Genomic DNA, 18,263 nt, shown 5'->3' with positions numbered 1-18,263 from the left:
GAACTTTTAAGAGCTTGGAATAGATCAACCTATACAGGCCCCCGGGTAACTGGTATTACAGCGCCGGGGCGCCTTTTTAATATCATCTCGCAAGGTTCTCACCAACACTAAATGGCACTTTAATGCATAAAAGATGACTACATTACATTGTGGATGGTATACTGTGATCGTAATGGGGGAGGGATAAACATGAAGAAGCCTATTATTGCTGTAGATATGGATGACACGATATGTCATCTGGTCAAGCGGGCCATATATCACAACAACCTCAACTTTCCGACCCATCCGTTGCGTTACGAGGATATGATTCATTGGGATACATCCCATTTGCGTCATCCCGAGAGCACGCATGATGTATTTTATGGTCGGCCCGGTCTGTTCGAGGAATTGGAGTTATATGATGAGTATGTTGTAGATGAGATGCGCAAGCTGAACGAAGCTTATGATGTCATTGTCGTGACGGCAGCAGAACCAAGAACAGTTGTTGAGAAGTGGAACTGGCTTCAGCAGCACATGCCTTTTATAACCGCTGAACAGTTTATTACATGCAAACGAAAAAACTTGCTCGGATTCGATCTGCTCATTGATGATGGAGCACATAATCTGATTCCCGCGCATGAGGATGGCAAAAAGGTTATCTGTATCCCGCATCCGTGGAATATACAGGAGCGTGAGCGATACAACTTTCCGTTGATGTCTTCATGGAAAGAGGCCAAGGCATACATAGATAAAGTGTTACAGGTTGTTGGTGTCTGAAAGTAAATCTTATTGCCCAGAGTGCTGTGCTCTGGATTTTTTGCGATAGGCGAGAGGTGTTTCGCCTGTTATTTTTTTGAATGCAGCATAGAATGAATCCATATCCCGATATCCGACCAGCTCGGCAATCAGGCTGACTTTGTGCTGTGAACTCTTTAGAAGTTCGCAGCTTTTTTGGATACGCAGGTGTTGCAGGTGGCTGCTAAAGGTCTGACCAGTATGTCGCAGAAACATTCGCCCAATTTGCTTCTCGCTCCAGCCTGATATATGGACCAGATCAGACATTCGAATACGATTGCTTACGTGTTCCTTGATATAGTGAAGGATGTAATCAAAACCGGTGGAATGATTCTCTTCATCATGATCCTCTTGATAAAGTTGTCTGTAAGTCATCAATACCAATTGGCTCACCAAGGTGTATAACATGGTAGACGAACCGATTCCCTGAACGGAGGATTCACGGTATAACTTCACCATTAGTTCTTCAATTCGGTCGTTGTGATCCACAACGGATATATAAGGAACCTGATTTTGTGCCAGATCCATCAGATGTTGAATGATTTCTATTTCCTGAATGATGGCAGTCAGCTTGTTGATCAATCCAGCATTAAAAAGGCAATTATATATAATCAACGGATGCTCGGTTACGTTTGTGCTGACAGGACGAAAGACATGAGGAACGCCGACAGGAATGACAAACAGCATGCCTTTCTTCACGGGAATGACATCTTCACCGATATGATGAAAGCCCTTTCCTTCGGCAACATAGCTATACTCAATAAAATCATGGGCGTGAAAAGGAAGCATAAAATCCTCAGAGCAACGATTGACGAACAATTGCAGATGATTATGCAGGAAGTATTCACTCTTCATGAGTTGTACAGATGAATTCACAGGCAACCTCCTCGCACACAGATGGCTGAATCACCGGATGAAATAGTCCGACTCACCGGGTATTTACGACAGCAGGGTCGATATAATTATATCGTAACCCCGAATGGGAAGCCAAGATGGAAAGGAAGATTTGCTAATGTTCAATGTTATACACCTTCGCTGTGAGTATAGAATCAACCCGATTGGACTCGATGTGAAATCACCGAGATTAAGCTGGAAGTTGCAGTCCGATCGGCGAAACTGTATGCAATCCGCATATCAGGTACAGTTGTCTCTGACGAAAGATTTTGATGAGATTGCATGGGATTCTGGCGAGAAAAGCACGGATCAATCCATACATGTGGAACTAGACGATTTTCAGCCTTCTCCGCAAACGCGATACTATTACCGGATTCGGGCATGGGATGATACAGGAAGTGATTCAGACTGGTCCGAAACGGCTTATTTCGAGATGGGACTGATGGATAGCAACAACCGATGGAAAGCGGAATGGATTACAGCTCAACCAGCGGACAATGGGGAAAGGTCATGCCCGCGAATGCGCAAGCAGTTTAATGTGAAACAACCAGTTACGTCTGCCCGCATATATGTGACTGCACTTGGATTATATGAATTGTACATGAACAACTCAAGAGTAGGAGAAGATTATTTTACACCTGGCTGGACCTCTTATCGTAAGCGGTTACAATATCAAACTTATGATGTTACTCATCTGCTTCAGCATGGACAGAATACATTAGGTGCTAATCTGGGAGATGGCTGGTACCGAGGGTATCTTGGCTGGAACAAAGAACGGGAGATATTTGGTTCAACGTCCGCATTGCTGTTGGAACTACATATGAAATATGCAGATGGAACAGAGGAATGCATTCTATCCAATGGGGAGTGGACGGCTGCGCCAAGTGCCATTCGCATGTCGGACATCTATATGGGGGAGACGTATGATGCACGAATGGAGTCAAATTGGTCAGATTCATCTCAAGTGAATTGGTCACCTGTGAGCGTAATGGAGCATCCGAAGGATATCATAGTTGCGCAGGAAAATGTGCCCGTCACCCAAGTCGAACAGCTACAGCCAATCGCCTTGTTAACAACCCCACAGGGAGCTCGTGTATTAGACATGGGGCAGAATATGGTGGGATGGGTGAAATTCAGCATTCAAGGTGAGGCAGGTCAGACGGTTGAGCTGCACCATGCTGAGATATTGGATCATGAGGGCAACTTCTATACCGATAATCTTCGCGCCGCCAAGCAGTGTATTCGCTACACCTGCAAGGGGAATGGAGTGGAAACATTTGAACCGCATTTTACGTTTCAAGGGTTTCGCTATGTGAAGCTGGTTGGCTTCCCGGAACACGTTTGTCTGGATGAATTCACCGGAGTAGTGCTGCACTCCAATATGGAGCAAACAGGTCGGTTCTCATGCTCCAGCCCATTGGTGAACCAACTGCATCACAATATACTGTGGGGGCAAAAGGGGAATTTTCTGGATGTGCCGACAGATTGTCCACAGAGGGATGAACGGCTTGGGTGGACTGGCGATGCACAGATGTTTGTCCGCACGTCTTCCTACCTGATGAATACGGCACCCTTCTTCACCAAATGGCTGCGGGATCTGGAAGCGGACCAGGGAGAAGATGGAGGTATTCCATTTTTCGTTCCGGATCTGAGAAGTTCCACGTCAGAAGGATGGGGTGACACCAGTCATTCTTCAGCAGCTTGGGGTGATGCAGCAGTCATCTGTCCTTGGACCATCTATGAGATGTATGGGGATGCCAGATTACTGGCCGAGCAATATGAGAGTATGAAACGGTGGATCGAGTACATTCACGTGCAAGGTGACAATCCGTATCTATGGAACACGGGATTTCACTTTGGCGATTGGCTGGGACTGGACTCCAAGCCTGATAGTTATGTCGGTGCAACGGACACGGATTATGTGGCAACTGCATTCTATGCCTATTCGGTCTCGTTAACTCAAAAAGCGGCTGAGGTGCTTGGAAAGACAGATGATGCTGAATATTACAAGCAGCTGCATACAAACATTGTTCATGCGTTTCGAAATGAATTCGTGACTCCAGCCGGCAAAATTGCTGTTCCAACGCAAACAGCGCATGTTCTTGCGCTCCAATTTGACCTATTGGACGCCACTGCTCGAACTCGTGCAGTTGAACAATTGGCAAAACTCGTGAAAGAGGCAGGGAATCATCTTACTACAGGTTTCGTGGGCACACCTTATCTGAATCCAGTATTGAGTGACGCAGGTCTTCACAACCTGGCTTATACATTACTTTTTCAAGAGGACTATCCATCTTGGCTATATCAGGTGACTCAAGGCGCAACGACCGTCTGGGAACATTGGGATGGGATCAAAGAGGACGGCAGCCTCTGGAGCGCTGACATGAACTCATTTAACCACTATGCGTACGGGGCAATTGGAGAATGGTTATATCGTTATGTTGCCGGCATTCGGTCCGATGAACATCAGCCAGGATTCCGATTGGTGCATATCGAGCCGCAACCCGGCCCTGGGCTGGATTGGGTGGAAGCGAGTCTGGAGACGATGTATGGTCAAGTTGCTTCAAGCTGGCACCGACTGGCGGAGGGTGAAATGGAGATTCGGGTGCATATTCCCGTTAATACGAGAGGCACGGTTCGTTTGCCTGGAGCTGGTGCTCAATTGATTCTGGAGCAAGGGAAACCTTTGGAGCAAGTGAGTGAAGTTCAGGATATTCGAACCATTGGAGACGATGTTGAAGTCAGACTGGGATCCGGAAGTTACCAATTCACTTACACAGACACGAATGCAAAGAAGGATCGGGATGTTCAGGAGTCTACATTGACAGAGTCCGTATAATGATAGAATAAGCGGTAACATGTACAGTTGAAGAGGATCTGCACACACGCAGGTCCTTTTCTAACTTGTCTGATGGAAGAGCAAGAACGTTGTGTCCTGGAAGAGAGAACGTGGCAATATCAATTTCTGTTGGGAGGATGTAATGATCATGGGGAAAGAACACGTTAGACTAATTAAACCATCACCAGCGTATAAGGATGCGTATTTGGCATTTTATGAAGACTGGGTCAGAAGTGGAGAATTGATGGTACCTTGGGTCATTTCCAAAGATCCTTATGCGTTTGATGAGATGTTGGCGTTTTTGCAGCGCAATGAACAAGGCATCGATATTCCGGAAGGCTGGGTCAAAGACAGTACATACTGGCTGGTCACGGAGAGTCAACAAATCGTGGGAGCCGTGAATATAAGGCATGAGCTTAACGACAAATTGTTCAACAGCGGAGGACATATTGGATATGGCATTTGTCCAGGAGAGCGGAAAAATGGCTATGGTTCCGAAATTCTCAGGCTTTCTTTGGAGAAAACCATAGAGCTTGGAATCTCCAAAGTGTTGGTCGTATGCGATGCAGTTAATGAGCCTTCCAGAAGGGTTATCCTTCGAAATGGCGGTATTCAGGATGAAGATTATGTGGAGTCCAATGGCAATGTTGTTGAACGATTCTGGATAGAGAATGTCGAATAATGCGGAATAATGATGTGATTTAACGAAAATAATATAGATTATGATTGTAATACCCTCGCGTGCTGATTAAAATGAAGCATAGAATCTGGATTGCGGCCGGAAACTATCATCCCATATCAGGCACAAGTGAGGTTATCTTTATGAATCAACCGGTTAATCGGCCCCGGCGTATTGAGTATCTGGATCTCTACCGTGCTTTTGCCATCATGGCAGTAGTAGCCATTCATGCGACTTCAACAGCAGTTGCGCATTACCCCAAACACACGTTAGATCATGATGTGTATTACTTCTGGAACACGTTCCTGCAATTTGCCGTTCCAGCTTTCCTGTTCCTGTCATCCCTGGTCTTGTTCTACAACTACAAAGCCAAGGTGAATGAGAAGGGTTGGATACTCGCTTTTTATAAGAAGCGTTTATTCTATGTATTTGTACCGTATGTGGTGTGGTCCCTTATCTACTTTGCCATTAAACAGTTGCTTGCGGGCAGAGAACCTTTGACCCACAGTGTTCAATTTGCCAAACAATTAGTGATGGGAACCGCTCATACGCACCTGTACTTTTTTCTGATTATTCTTCAATTTTATATCGTGTTTCCATGGCTTCTGTCGCTAACGCGTCATCGTCTGTTTAATCGGTACTTGCCATTATTCTTTATTGCGGGCCAAGCGATCTTTTATGCAGTACATTTGCAGTTTCAATTTGAACGGACAGGCAGTTTATTACTCAGTTATCTGACCGTCATCGGATTTGGCGCATGGGTTGGGCTGAACTTTGAATGGGCATTGAATAAACTGTATATCCACCGTTATGTGCTTATTGCTGCGTTATTGAGTGGGGGTGCCATTTTTATATATGGTAATGCTTATATCAAAACCGCCTTCGCTGCATATCCGGTGGTAACCTATACCATGCTGTTCCTGTTCCGAAATCTGTTTACGTTGTCAGCCTGCCTGCTGCTGCTGATCTTTAGTGAACGAATTGGCTCAGTAAAACATGCTGAAGTTCGTAAAGCTACGCATGTTCTGGACTCCTTGGGTACAGTTGCGTTCGGTGTATTTCTAATGCATCCACTCGTATTGCTCTTCTGGAGACGTGAATTCACAGATGAACTGGCTCGGCATTTCAGCCTGGGTATCATTCTATCTTATGTTGTGGCGCTCTTGATCTCATGGATCTGCGCGATGGGATTGCGCCGGATGAAGTGGGGATGGGTACTGATTGGACGTTAATTTAAAATAAACATATGCCATTTAAGATAAGAGTTTTCAAGCCCTCAAGCGTTGAGGGAATCACTTGAAATCTCTTTTTTATTTGCGCCAAAGAAGGTATTATAGAGTTTAATGTCCATAAAATTGAATTAATGGAATGAACACTACCTTGTCAGGAGTGATCGAATGAAATTGGTGATTATTTTTGGCCCGCAGGCTGTGGGAAAAATGACGGTTGGGCAAGAACTGGAGAAGATAACAAATCTAAAATTGTTTCATAACCATATGACTATTGAGTTGGTGTCTCCTTATTTCAGCTATGGTACACCACAAGGCCAAGGGCTGGAGCGTAACAAGAGTCCGAATCGCCTGCTGCATAAGCCAACAAAGCGAGATATCGCGTTGTCTGAACGAGATTTGCTAGATACAATGAAGCATTATCGACTGAACTCGGAAGCGGGAGAAATCACGCATGAACACTATATAAGGATTGATAACACACACAAGAGCCCGGATGAAGTGGCAAAGTTAATTCAGGAACGTTTTTTGATTTGTAAATTGAGAAACGTCTATCTTAGTAGAGTAGATACTTGATATGAGAGGGGCATTATTTTTGCGTTTTAGTAAGAGATGGATAAAGAGTACACGCAAGTCGATCGTTTGGATTCAGAACAAATGGACATGATTAATCGAAGAATTGAAGCTGAACTGGAGAAAGGAAGCAAAAACAATAAATCGTAAATCTTTGTAAAATAATTCTTGTTTTGTTCACTCCTATGAGTATATTTACCTAGATCGGGAGTCATGCTAATGCGATATTAACTTTTTGTTGCACTGTGTAGAATTTTGTAATAGTATGAGGGAAGCGCATACAACATATCGGGTTGTAACTGTTGAATCAGGCAAAGCCGTTTACCTTGAGAAAAGGGACTGGTTTGTCTTTTTCTGTATATTGGAGTGATAAAGTGAAAATCGAGAAGGTGCTGAACAATAATGCTGTAGTTGCAATGAATGACGAACAACGGGAAGTTATTATTATTGGCCGTGGAATTGCTTACCAAAAACGGGCGGGTGATATGGTTTCCGAGCAGCATATCGATAAGATATTTACTTTACAGAATGAAGATATTCAGGAAAACTTCAAGGCATTAATCTCAAGTATTCCTCTGGAATACATGAAAGTATCCGAGGAAATCATAGCGTACGCCAAATTAAAACTTGGCAAGAAATTAAATGAGAGCATTTACTTGCATCTCACAGATCATATTCACTTTGCCATTGAGCGGTATCACAAGAATCTGCCCATACGCAACGGGTTAATTTGGGAGACAAAACAGTTATACAAAGAGGAATATGAAGTCGGAATGGAAGCACTCAATATGATCTGTGATCAGTTTGGTGTGATCTTGCCCGAGGACGAAGCCGGTTTTATGGCACTTCACTTTGTCAATGCAGCTTTGAACGAGGAAATGCCCAACATCAAGAGTATGACGCAGGTCATGCAGGAAATCCTGACGATCATCAAGTATCATTTCAAGATTGATTTTGATGAGAACTCACTGACATTTTATCGCTTTGTCACGCATTTGAAGTTTTTCGCGCAACGTTTGGTGAAGGGAAAACATTACAAGAGCAACAACGATGATGAATTGTTCCTGATGATTCAGAAAAAGTATCCATCAGCACACAAATGCTCGGAGAAAATCAAGAAATTCATTGAAAGCAACTACACGTATCAACTCACTGACGAAGAATTGATGTACTTAACGATTCATATTGAGAGAGTTGTGAACGCAACTTCTGAATAATCCCATAGATCAGCTTGCAGGGTTGCAACCACAGGGCAAAACCTGAACGATTGAATGACAGAACATACCGTTAACCGGATGGTTCATACATTCAGATGTTCAGGTTTTTTTATTCTCTCCAATATGCTTTGAGCTAGTGTATATCCGACCTTCATTTTCGCTCACTCCAATGTATTTGTGAATTTAATAAAATAAGTGTTGCAAATGTAGTTCAGATGTACTATGATGAGATCAAGAAGTAAGCGCATACATCAATCGGGTTGTAACTGTTCAATCAGGCAATTCCGGCCATCCTCAGTTCTGAGGATATGGAATGCAACTTACTTTCGTTATCAAAATTAATTAAATACCAATGTGTACAGCCTTACAGGGTTGCAACCGTTAAGGGCAAAACCTGAATTGCTGAATAACACGACTGATTTCCGGACGATCCGGTATGTTGTGTATGTTCAGTGGTTCAGGTTTTATTTGTTTCAAAAGGCATGGGGAGTCTACTTAGAGAGGGAGAATTACAATGAGCAACTACGATCAATTAGCTAAGGACATTCTGTCACGTGTAGGTGGTCGCGAGAATGTAAACAGTGTGTTTCATTGCGTAACAAGACTGCGGTTTAAACTGAAAAATGAAAGCGTAGCCAAAACAGAAGAACTTAAAAATCTGCCAGGTGTTATTACCGTCATGCAAAGTGGTGGACAGTATCAAGTCGTTATCGGCAACGAAGTGCCGGATGTATATAAAGCAGTTGTAAAAGCGGGCAATTTCCCAACCGAAGGTCAGTTTGAGGAGGAAGCAGACAACTCAGGCAAGAAAGTTGGATTGTTCAGTCGATTCATCGACATGATCTCCGGTGTGTTCACACCATTACTCGGTTTGCTGGCTGCAACAGGTATGATCAAAGGTTTTAATGAGATGTTTGTAGCCTTTGGCTGGTTAACTCAGGATTCCGGAACGTATCAATTATTGAAAGCAACGGGGGACTGTCTGTTCTACTTCTTCCCGATCTTCCTGGGTTACACTGCAATCAAGAAGTTTGGCGGTTCACCGTTCCTGGGTATGGCGATAGGTGCATCTCTTGTTTATCCGACATTGGGCGGTCTTAAGGCAGGAGATCCACTGTACACCTTGTTTACAGGTACATTGTTTGAATCACCTATCCACATTACATTCCTGGGTATGCCGGTTATCTTGATGGACTACGCATCATCGGTTATTCCAATCATTATAGCGACATTTGTAGCTGTAAAATTAGAAAGATTCTTCAAGAACGTTATTCCGAAAGTGGTAAGCACATTCCTTGTTCCCTTTTTCACCTTGCTTGTAATTGTTCCAGCGACTTTTTTGGTCATTGGTCCAATCTCCACATGGGCAGGACAATTGATTGGCGCGGGAGCTACTAATATTTATGAATTAAGTCCTATTGCTACAGGATTGATTATCGGTGGACTATGGCAAGTGTTTGTATTATTCGGACTTCACTGGGGACTGGTTCCGGTTGCATTATTGAATCTTAGTACGTCAGGCGCTGATCCGGTTATCGCAATGTCATTTGCTGCTTCTTTTGCTCAAATCGGTGCTGTACTTGCAGTATTATTCAAAACAAAAAATACGAAAATAAAAACACTCAGTGTACCAGCATTTATCTCCGGTATATTTGGAGTAACAGAGCCTGCGATCTATGGTGTTACGCTTCCATTGAAAAAACCGTTTATTATGAGTTGTATTGCTGGGGGGATCGGAGGCGGTATTCTCGGTTATGCAGGTTCGAAGATATACATGATTGGCGGACTTGGCGTATTCGGTTATCCCACTTTTATTAATAAAGAAACAGGATTAGACTTCGCGTTCTACATGGCTATAGTTGCTTCATTGATTGCGTTCGTTCTTGGTTTCGTATTGACATATGTGGTTGGATTCAAAGATCCGGTGGAAAAAGTGGCTACTCCAGCACCTGTACTTGATCCAAATCCGAACAGCAGATACGAAATTGTAAGTCCAATGGCTGGTGAAGTTGTTGCACTGAATGAAATTAATGATGTAACGTTTGCAGGAGAGCACATGGGTAAAGGGATTGCAATTCGTCCAACCAGTGGCAGAGTGGTATCTCCGATCACAGGTGTCGTTCAAACCGTATATCGTACCAAACATGCTATTGGTCTTGTAAGCGATGATGGTGTAGAGATGCTGATCCATATCGGACAGGATACAGTCAAGCTGAAAGGCGAACATTTTACAACCCATGTGAAAGATGGAGACCGTGTTAACGCAGGTGACCTGATTGTTGAGTTTGATCTACAAGCGATTAAGGACGCAGGATATGAGACGGTTACACCGATCATTGTCACGAATACTTCAAATTATCTGGACATTGTGGGAACAAAAGATTCATCCGTTCACGAGAAAGATAAATTGATCACGGTATTAAGCTAATTGAAATTACAGATGGTTTAGGAGGAACTGCTTAATGAATGATAAATTTACAGCCTTCCCGGAGAATTTTCTATGGGGAGGAGCAACCGCAGCAAACCAATTGGAAGGTGCCTATCTGGAAGGTGGCAAAGGGTTGACTACTGTAGATCTGATTCCGATTGGTGCCAATCGATGGAATATTGCTCTGGGTAATCTGGATTCATATGAGCCAAAAACAGGGGAATTTTATCCTTCACATGAAGCCATTGACTTCTATCATCGATATAAGGAAGATATTGCGTTATTTGCAGAAATGGGGTTTAAGTGCCTCAGGCTTTCCATAGCCTGGGCACGGATTTTCCCTAATGGTGATGAAGCGGAGCCAAACGAAGCAGGTTTACAATTTTATGATGATGTCTTTGATGAGTTATTAAAATATAACATTGAACCTGTGGTAACGATCTGCCATTTCGATGTACCTGTACATTTGGTCGCAACATACGGCGGATGGAAGAATCGCGAGATGATTGGTTTCTTTGAGAAATATGCGACAACGTTGTTCAATCGATACAAGAATAAAGTGAAATACTGGATGACGTTTAATGAGATCAATATGTTGCTGCATCTCCCGTACATTGGAGCGGGTATCGTTCTGCAGGAGGGTGAAAACAAAGAACAGGTTCTGTATCAGGCAGCACATCATGAATTGGTAGCGAGTGCACTTGCTGTTAAGGCTTGTCATGAGATCATTCCGGATGCACAGATTGGTTGTATGTTAGCCGCTGGAATGGTGTATCCATACAGCTCTAACCCGGATGACGTGTGGAAGGCTATGGAGAAAGACCGTGAATCGTTCTTCTTCATCGACGTGCAGTCGAAGGGAGCATATCCGGGTTATACGAAAAGATTTTTCAGGGAAAATGACATTCGGATTGACATGCAACCGGAAGATGCAGAGATTCTGATGCAGAATACGGTTGATTATATCGGTTTTAGCTACTATGCAAGCCGCTGTACAAGTACGGACCCTGAAATTTTGAAAGATTCGACTGAAGGCAATGTATTTGGTTCAGTGAAGAACCCGTATCTGAAAGCATCCGAGTGGGGATGGACGATTGATCCTAAGGGGCTTCGAATTACGTGTAATCAGCTGTATGACCGCTATGGCAAACCTTTGTTTATCGTAGAAAATGGACTTGGGGCAACCGATGTGCTCTTAGACAATGACTCCGTGGAAGATGACTATCGCATCGAATATTTGAATAGTCATTTTGCCGAGATGGCTGAAGCAATTCAGGACGGTGTAGAACTCATAGGTTACACAAGCTGGGGACCGATTGACCTGGTCAGTGCGGGTACCGGAGAGATGAAGAAACGGTATGGCTATATCTATGTAGACAGAAATAATGATGGCACGGGCACACTTCGCAGAGTGAAAAAGAAGAGTTTTCACTGGTACAAGGATATCATTGCGAGTAATGGAGCACAATATTTCTGATGCAAGTTGATTGGCGCTATAGAATAAACAAAGAGCAGTCTCGTTATTACGGGATTGCTCTTTGTTTATGAGGGGATGAATTTGACCCATGATGTCGCCTTTAGATATAATAAAAAAATCAAGAGAATCTTGTCACTTAAGAAGGGAGGAGCATCCACTCATGAAGAAAAAATCACTTGCGTTTATATCTTCGGGATATGGATACTCCACTGCTGTCTTTTTCTAGAATCTATTCCAAGGGTGAGGTCTGCCCAAAATCGGAAGAAAACTAGGAAATAACGCAGAAAAATCTTAAGAATGATGAGGTAAACCAGATGAATATGGACAAAATTACTAGAACAAATCCAGCAAATATGCCAGCTCCTGTAGGTCAGTACACGCATATTACAAGAATCCCGAGGAATGCAGAGTTATTTGTGACTTCTGGTCAAATTGGAGCAGATTGCAGTGGACTCTTTCCAGAGAGTCTGAATGAGCAAGTTACGAATACATTTAATAATATTAAAACAGTGCTCGAATCGGAGCGTTTAGATGCTGAACATATTATCAAAGTGAACATATGGGCAACGGAGAAAATTGATTGGGATTTCTTATATGCCGAGTGGGGACAATTATTTAGTACGGATTATCCTGCAATGACGATTGGATACATGACGGCGTTAGGTCTACCAGAGATTAAAATTGAAATAGAGCTTTGGGCAGCAAAAGTGTAATATCCAGTACTTTTTAACCAAACGAAGGAGCATCTCACTACAGATGCCCTTCGTTTTTTAATTTGTTAAAAATGGAAAGGATATGTCTGTGTGCAATCATGAGCGATAGTAGGTGTATTATGGCACCTCCAAGCTCTGATGAGCATTTAGTCGACCATATGTCCAGTAGATTCCGGAGCCTGAGACCGGATCAGAAGCGAAACACAGCGCATCCCGAATTTGAGCATTAGTTTTCCCTTGTGCAGCGAGAAGTGCAGCTACTCCAGCCACATGAGGGGCAGCCATGGACGTCCCGCTAAGGTAGGCATAGGAACCTCCCAGGTATGTGGATAGAATGGTATCACCCGGTGCAGCCATATCCACCCAGGAACCATAGTTGGAGAAATTAGATTTGAGATCGGAAGGGTTGGTTGAAGCGACGGCAATCACGTTGGGATAGGATGCGGGTACGATGGGGAATGAGGTGTTGTCGTTACCAGCTGCAGCAATAATCACAGCTCCACGATCCCAAGCATACTGTACGGCAGCTTGAAGGAAAGCATTTCCCATTGGGCCACCAAGGCTCAGGTTAATAACCTGTACACCGTTATTGGCAGCAAAGACAAGCCCGTTGCCGACATTACCTATCGATCCTTGCCCGTTGTTATCCAGTACCCGGAGCGGAACGATGGAGGCGAGTGGTGCAACGCCTGCGATGCCCACACCATTGTTGGTAACGGAGGCAGCGATCCCGGCCACATGGGTGCCGTGACCGTTCCCGTCCTCAGGAATGTTATCATAATCCACATAATCATAACCGGGGAGAAGCTTGGAGGCCAATTCTGGATGGTTCAGCTGTACACCGGTATCGATAATGGCGATTTTGACAGAGCTGTTACTTTGAGTAATGTCCCATGCGGCGGGTGCATTAATTTTTGACAGGTTATACTGGTAAGGGAAGAACGGATCATTAGGTGTGAAGGATGCCTCAACGAGGTAATTTGGCTCTGCATGTTCAATAAGCTCATGATCTTTGTAGTGTTTGAATATCCGGTGCATTTTTTTGCGGGATTCCACACGGTACCATCCTAAATCTTCGTATGTCTCAGCGACTTTACATCTCCCTTTTTTGTGAAGGGTGTGCATCTCATCCTCCGTTGTTCCTTCCTTGAATTTGACTAAGAGCTGCTTGGGAGCGTGAGGGTGAAACTTGCTCTCGGCACGTTGGTTCAGATAACGATACACGAACCCGATGATTGCTAGCGAAATGAAACCAAAAATACCTAACCATAACCACATGGGCGCTTATCCCTCCAATATGAATTGTGACACGCCTTATCGTATGCGAACCCTATCAGAGTGCGCGGGCACTCTTGCAATTTGGTTAGTAGTGTAGATAGATTGATAGGAAGGGATAAATTCGGTAAGATGAGATGAAGTGAGCCGATCTTGGCATGAACAAGATTCAGGGAAGGCCAAGAAGTAGCTCCTAATACAGAGGATAAGGAATGTGGATTTATTGACACAACTTCAGAGTATACCGACAGTCACACCAGTTCAGTCACACCAGATTGATGATGCCATTGATTTCGCCATGCGTGTACGCAGAGAAGTGTTCCCCATGATGGATCATACGAAATTGCCTGAGGACTTCGAGCAGTTCAGAGAACATTATCTGGACTCCGACGGTTCGATCTTTCTCGTTGCAATGATAAGGGATACGGGTATCGTCGGATCTATTGGGATATTACCATATGATGGACGTATTGAAGCTGTGGACGGTCGATATGCAGCCCAGTCTGCAGCCGAAATTGTGAAATGTTATGTAGATCCTGCTTATCGTAGATACGGCATTGGTTCGATGCTGGTAAAAGAACTGGAGAATGTGGTGAAGGATATGCACTATAGGACACTGTATCTGCATACACATCGCTTTTTGCCAGGAGCCGTAGACTTCTGGAAACGCCAAGGGTTTACGGTTATTACTGAGCAGGAGGATGACTGGCAAACGGTACATATGGACAAGTTGGCATGTAAGTGACCATTAGAATTATTGAAGGAATCGGTAATTTTATACTCAATAACATAGACATAGACAATTTACATGATGGGGGCTAGGCAGATGAACGAAACGAAGCGAAAAATTGTTTTTATTGATATTGATGGCACATTGGTGGACGATGACGGAAGTATTCCGTTGTCAGCACAGAAGGCTTGTAAACAGGCTCGTAAAAATGGGCATTTGCTTTATTTATGTACAGGTCGCTCCAAGGCGGAGATCTATGATTCCATCTGGGATGTCGGATTTGACGGTCTGATTGGTGCAGGTGGAGGCTATGTGGAGTTTGGCAAGGACGTGTTATATCACAAAAGAGTAACAGCGGAAGATGTACGTCATATGGTCGATTTCTTCAATGAACATGAGATTGACTTCTACCTTGAATCCAATTCGGCTCTGTATGCAAGTAGTAATCTTCAACCTCACCTGGAACGCCGTATCTATGGCGATGTGGAGAATGATCCAGCGGCTAGAGAGAAAAAAGAACTTAAACCACATCCGTTTATTGCCGGATTGACGTATGGTGAAGTTGATTTATACAAGGATGACGTAAACAAAGTATGTTTTCTGGAAAGCTCTACGATTCCGTTTGACCGGATCAAGCAAGAGTTTGAAGGGAAATTCGAAGTCATTCAGTGCACCGTTCCGATCTTTGGTGAAGGAAGTGGTGAGCTGATGATCCCTGGCATTCACAAAGCGATTGCGATTGCCGATCTGTTGGAACATCTGGGCATGTCGCAGGAGGACACATTCGCCATCGGTGATGGCATGAATGATGCCGAGATGCTGGAGTTTTGTAACGTCGGCATTGCCATGGGTAATGCAAAGCCAGGTCTGAAAGCCATTGCTGATGATATTACTGGCACAGTAGAGGAAGATGGATTGTATCATAGTTTTGTGAAGTATGGATTGATTGAGGGGTAAGTATTTTTTTTGTTTCTTCAACATTTGATCCTCACTGACCGATATATATTAAGTACCCCAAAAGTAAGATAGAGAAAGGAGTACAGAGCATGGATATTGCAGCATTATCAATGGCGATGAGCCAAGCTTCAGTAGTACAGTCGGCAAGCTTGCAAGTGATGTCGATTACGAAAGACATGGCACAGCAACAAGGCCAGCAGATGGCTGAAATGTTGAAGTCAGTGCCCGCTCCTCATCCCAATCTTGGTGGAAGTCTCGATCTTTCGGTTTAGTTGTAGTTACAGTAGTGTCCTCATGTTAACACCCATTGCAGCAAGCAAAACCCGAACAGCTCCAATTCGAATGAATTGAAGCCGTTTGGGTTGTTTTTTTTCTATATACTCATTAAGAAATTACGATCTTATTAGGCGATCTTTTCAGCGAAACTTTGACAAGATTGGCGATCTTCTTTCAAAAGGCATTTTATCCTTCAAGGTCCATAACTCATCGTAACTAGAAATCTGAAGATCGGCTTTGGACAAGTCCTGATTGCCTGATCCCGGATTGTGATAGCCGATGCAGCGCATGCCTGCACTTTTGGCCGCCTGAACACCATTGCGGGAGTCTTCGATCACCAGACAATTCGACGGAGATGCGCCAATCATTTCAGCTGTGGTCAGGAAAATATCTGGTGCCGGCTTGCCATGTGCGACTTCCTCTCCGGTCATTCGTACCTTAAAGTATCGCCCAAGTCCGGTCTTCTCCATGATCAAATCAATCAGTGCACGTGGAGAGGAAGAAGCAACGGCTATGGGAATGTGTTGCTCATGCAACCAGCTTAACCAGCGTTCCACGGAAGGCATTGCCGTCAAGTTCGAATGAGCCAGCATGGTTTGCATTACATTGTGCTGATGATAAGCAAATACTTCTTCTAGCGTAGCCGTCAGTTGATGTTTATCCAATACTTGCTGCCACATGGACTCCAGCGTAACTCCAACATAAGTGTGGTGTTCTTCTTCCGTCATCACTGCGCCAAAATGGGCAAAGGAGCTACGCTCAATCTCGAAATAAATCGGTTCGCTGTCAATCAGTACACCATCCATATCAAAAATGACTGCTTGAATGATGTTACCATCGGCTGCACCCAGTCCGCCAGACTCTTGGTTTGCTACCATGTTGTATTCCTCCTCCAGGATTGTGTAAACATATATCTCTAATCTATTCCATCATGGTTAGCTTTCCGCTTTAGAAACTGGAACCGCTGGATTGCAGTACAACTTTGATGGCATGTGAAGAGGCTTGAAGTGTGCGTCCCTGAATATCGCAGCCAAGTGTGCGGAATGCCTCTTCGTAATCCTCCAACGGGAAGGAGTGGGTGATGATTTTTTTCGCTGGAATGATCTCTTGCTCAATCATGTAATGTGCTGTTGCGAATGTGCCCAGAGAATCGATGGAACCGATAATTTTGAGACTGCGGTCCACGACTTCTTTTGGATTAAAGGACGTATTTCCATCTCTTAGACCTACCAACATCAGATAACCGCCACTGGCAAGCTGGGAGAGCACTTGTGTACCTACAACACCTGTTGTATCCACAATCATGTCGACCTGATGGGTTGCGGGTGACAGCGATTCTATTGCATTTTCGAAGGATGAATGAACCTGCCAACGTTCGGGTGCAATGGAGCCGGCAATCGCTAAGCGTTCCTCCGAGATGTCGACCAGACAGCCGGTAACACCTTTGGAAGCGAGGGCGTAGCTGTACAGAATGCCAATCGGGCCTGCACCGAGGATGATCGTTCTGAAATTCGGCAGTAGATGGATCTGATTAATCCCCGTCAGCATACAACTGAGCGGTTCCGTTAAAGTCGCTTCCTCATAGCTCACATGATCCTTTAATTTGTACAAAAAGCGATCTTCGGTCACGTAATAATCCGTAAATGTCCCGTCAGCACTTACACCTGTCTCTGTAACGGACTTATGTGTGCAATGATTTTGTCTGCCTGTTCTGCACATGTCACATTGTCCGCAATAGTAGGTAGGATCGATCACAACACGGTCGCCCGGTTGCAATGTTGTTACAGCAGAGCCAACATCAATGACTTCCCCGGCAGATTCATGACCGAGGATGACGGAAGGGACCGCATGATATTTACCGCTGACAATACCGAGATCGGTACCGCACACGCCTGTTGCCCGAATACGAACCAACACCTGATTATCTCTAGTAATTTCCGGGACAGGCCGTTCCTCAAGCGCGACATCCCAGGCTGATTTGTATACCAATGCAAGCATGATATAACCTCCTTATAATAATAAAAAATATAAATATAGCGTTTCACCTTAAAGCAGTTTCTGACAAGAAACGAAAGTAGTGAAGGGGACGAAATCGATTCTGTAGAAGCGAAGCGTTCGCCTCAAAGCTTTCTGAAAGAAAGCTGCTTCGGAAGCATACGCTATCAACGGATTTTCCCCTTGGGAAAAGGGGAATCAAAAAAT

Annotated in this window: 16 protein-coding genes; 12 read left to right on the top strand and 4 right to left on the bottom strand. The window is 44.1% G+C overall.

Features of this window, described 5'->3' with window-relative positions; translation table 11 throughout:
• The first annotated feature begins 189 nt into the window (after positions 1–189).
• Complete coding sequence (locus tag ABTV53_RS16850) at positions 190–756, top strand: 5' nucleotidase, NT5C type (RefSeq protein WP_433744450.1); 567 nt, start codon at positions 190–192, stop codon at positions 754–756.
• Between the two features lie 9 nt (positions 757–765).
• Here the strand turns inward: ABTV53_RS16850 and ABTV53_RS16845 are convergent, their stop codons facing one another.
• Positions 766–1,650, bottom strand: coding sequence for a helix-turn-helix domain-containing protein (locus ABTV53_RS16845; protein WP_433744447.1), 885 nt, complete (start codon positions 1,648–1,650; stop codon positions 766–768).
• Between the two features lie 136 nt (positions 1,651–1,786).
• Here ABTV53_RS16845 and ABTV53_RS16840 point away from each other — a divergent pair, with 136 nt between their 5' ends.
• The 8 genes from ABTV53_RS16840 to ABTV53_RS16805 all read left to right on the top strand — a co-directional run bounded on the left by ABTV53_RS16840 (position 1,787) and on the right by ABTV53_RS16805 (position 12,823).
• Positions 1,787–4,507, top strand: coding sequence for a family 78 glycoside hydrolase catalytic domain (locus tag ABTV53_RS16840; RefSeq protein WP_433744445.1), 2,721 nt, complete (start codon positions 1,787–1,789; stop codon positions 4,505–4,507).
• 142 nt (positions 4,508–4,649) lie between these two features.
• Positions 4,650–5,189, top strand: a complete 540-nt coding sequence (locus tag ABTV53_RS16835) for a GNAT family N-acetyltransferase (RefSeq protein ID WP_433744443.1) — start codon at positions 4,650–4,652, stop codon at positions 5,187–5,189.
• Positions 5,190–5,329: 140 nt separating this feature from the next.
• The gene (locus ABTV53_RS16830) at positions 5,330–6,418 is read left to right on the top strand and encodes an acyltransferase (RefSeq protein ID WP_433744440.1); all 1,089 of its coding nucleotides are present in this window, start codon (positions 5,330–5,332) and stop codon (positions 6,416–6,418) included.
• A gap of 165 nt (positions 6,419–6,583) precedes the next feature.
• Complete coding sequence (locus ABTV53_RS16825; RefSeq protein WP_433744437.1) at positions 6,584–6,991, top strand: hypothetical protein; 408 nt, start codon at positions 6,584–6,586, stop codon at positions 6,989–6,991.
• A 371-nt stretch (positions 6,992–7,362) separates the two neighbouring features.
• On the top strand, positions 7,363–8,205 hold the full coding sequence (gene licT / locus ABTV53_RS16820; protein WP_421890714.1) for a BglG family transcription antiterminator LicT: 843 nt from the start codon (positions 7,363–7,365) through the stop codon (positions 8,203–8,205).
• A 514-nt stretch (positions 8,206–8,719) separates the two neighbouring features.
• Entirely contained in the window at positions 8,720–10,633 is a 1,914-nt protein-coding gene (locus ABTV53_RS16815) for a beta-glucoside-specific PTS transporter subunit IIABC (RefSeq protein WP_433744433.1), read from the top strand.
• 34 nt (positions 10,634–10,667) lie between these two features.
• Positions 10,668–12,110, top strand: coding sequence for a 6-phospho-beta-glucosidase (locus ABTV53_RS16810; RefSeq protein ID WP_433744430.1), 1,443 nt, complete (start codon positions 10,668–10,670; stop codon positions 12,108–12,110).
• A 314-nt stretch (positions 12,111–12,424) separates the two neighbouring features.
• A complete protein-coding gene (locus tag ABTV53_RS16805) occupies positions 12,425–12,823 on the top strand; it encodes a RidA family protein (RefSeq protein WP_433744428.1) in 399 nt (132 codons plus the stop codon).
• Positions 12,824–12,940: 117 nt separating this feature from the next.
• Here the strand turns inward: ABTV53_RS16805 and ABTV53_RS16800 are convergent, their stop codons facing one another.
• Complete coding sequence (locus ABTV53_RS16800) at positions 12,941–14,101, bottom strand: S8 family peptidase (RefSeq protein WP_433744425.1); 1,161 nt, start codon at positions 14,099–14,101, stop codon at positions 12,941–12,943.
• Between the two features lie 211 nt (positions 14,102–14,312).
• Between ABTV53_RS16800 and ABTV53_RS16795 the strand changes: the two genes are divergently transcribed.
• The 3 genes from ABTV53_RS16795 (at position 14,313) to ABTV53_RS16785 (ending at position 16,057) form a co-directional block, all read left to right on the top strand.
• Positions 14,313–14,843 carry a GNAT family N-acetyltransferase gene (locus ABTV53_RS16795; protein WP_433744423.1) on the top strand — a complete coding sequence of 177 codons (531 nt, stop codon included), beginning with the start codon at positions 14,313–14,315 and terminating at the stop codon, positions 14,841–14,843.
• A gap of 81 nt (positions 14,844–14,924) precedes the next feature.
• Positions 14,925–15,785: a Cof-type HAD-IIB family hydrolase gene (locus tag ABTV53_RS16790; protein ID WP_433744420.1), complete on the top strand. Its 861-nt coding sequence runs from the start codon at positions 14,925–14,927 to the stop codon at positions 15,783–15,785.
• Between the two features lie 89 nt (positions 15,786–15,874).
• On the top strand, positions 15,875–16,057 hold the full coding sequence (locus tag ABTV53_RS16785; protein WP_017687882.1) for a YjfB family protein: 183 nt from the start codon (positions 15,875–15,877) through the stop codon (positions 16,055–16,057).
• Positions 16,058–16,201: 144 nt separating this feature from the next.
• On the opposite strand, the gene ABTV53_RS16780 is transcribed toward ABTV53_RS16785, so the two are convergent.
• Together ABTV53_RS16780 and ABTV53_RS16775 are read right to left on the bottom strand one after the other, a co-directional pair.
• Positions 16,202–16,939, bottom strand: a complete 738-nt coding sequence (locus ABTV53_RS16780; RefSeq protein WP_433744417.1) for an HAD family hydrolase — start codon at positions 16,937–16,939, stop codon at positions 16,202–16,204.
• Between the two features lie 70 nt (positions 16,940–17,009).
• Positions 17,010–18,059, bottom strand: coding sequence for a zinc-dependent alcohol dehydrogenase (locus ABTV53_RS16775; RefSeq protein WP_433744414.1), 1,050 nt, complete (start codon positions 18,057–18,059; stop codon positions 17,010–17,012).
• Positions 18,060–18,263 lie beyond the last annotated feature (204 nt).

The sequence above is a fragment of the Paenibacillus amylolyticus genome, assembly GCF_050990605.1.
Taxonomy (GTDB): Bacteria; Bacillota; Bacilli; order Paenibacillales; family Paenibacillaceae; genus Paenibacillus; species Paenibacillus amylolyticus_H.
Note: the sequence above shows the minus strand (reverse complement) of the source record. Positions and strands in the feature narration are given on the sequence as shown.

What these genes read in the sequence shown, in the direction of transcription:
- ABTV53_RS16780 (WP_433744417.1), bottom strand. Translation starts at nt 16,939, where the DNA reads ATGGTAGCAAACCAAGAGTCTGGCGGACTGGGTGCAGCCGATGGTAAC.
- ABTV53_RS16805 (WP_433744428.1), top strand. Translation starts at nt 12,425, where the DNA reads ATGAATATGGACAAAATTACTAGAACAAATCCAGCAAATATGCCAGCT.
- ABTV53_RS16850 (WP_433744450.1), top strand. Translation starts at nt 190, where the DNA reads ATGAAGAAGCCTATTATTGCTGTAGATATGGATGACACGATATGTCAT.
- ABTV53_RS16800 (WP_433744425.1), bottom strand. Translation starts at nt 14,101, where the DNA reads ATGTGGTTATGGTTAGGTATTTTTGGTTTCATTTCGCTAGCAATCATC.
- ABTV53_RS16785 (WP_017687882.1), top strand. Translation starts at nt 15,875, where the DNA reads ATGGATATTGCAGCATTATCAATGGCGATGAGCCAAGCTTCAGTAGTA.
- ABTV53_RS16825 (WP_433744437.1), top strand. Translation starts at nt 6,584, where the DNA reads ATGAAATTGGTGATTATTTTTGGCCCGCAGGCTGTGGGAAAAATGACG.
- ABTV53_RS16840 (WP_433744445.1), top strand. Translation starts at nt 1,787, where the DNA reads ATGTTCAATGTTATACACCTTCGCTGTGAGTATAGAATCAACCCGATT.
- ABTV53_RS16810 (WP_433744430.1), top strand. Translation starts at nt 10,668, where the DNA reads ATGAATGATAAATTTACAGCCTTCCCGGAGAATTTTCTATGGGGAGGA.
- ABTV53_RS16790 (WP_433744420.1), top strand. Translation starts at nt 14,925, where the DNA reads ATGAACGAAACGAAGCGAAAAATTGTTTTTATTGATATTGATGGCACA.
- ABTV53_RS16830 (WP_433744440.1), top strand. Translation starts at nt 5,330, where the DNA reads ATGAATCAACCGGTTAATCGGCCCCGGCGTATTGAGTATCTGGATCTC.
- ABTV53_RS16835 (WP_433744443.1), top strand. Translation starts at nt 4,650, where the DNA reads ATGATCATGGGGAAAGAACACGTTAGACTAATTAAACCATCACCAGCG.
- ABTV53_RS16775 (WP_433744414.1), bottom strand. Translation starts at nt 18,059, where the DNA reads ATGCTTGCATTGGTATACAAATCAGCCTGGGATGTCGCGCTTGAGGAA.
- ABTV53_RS16815 (WP_433744433.1), top strand. Translation starts at nt 8,720, where the DNA reads ATGAGCAACTACGATCAATTAGCTAAGGACATTCTGTCACGTGTAGGT.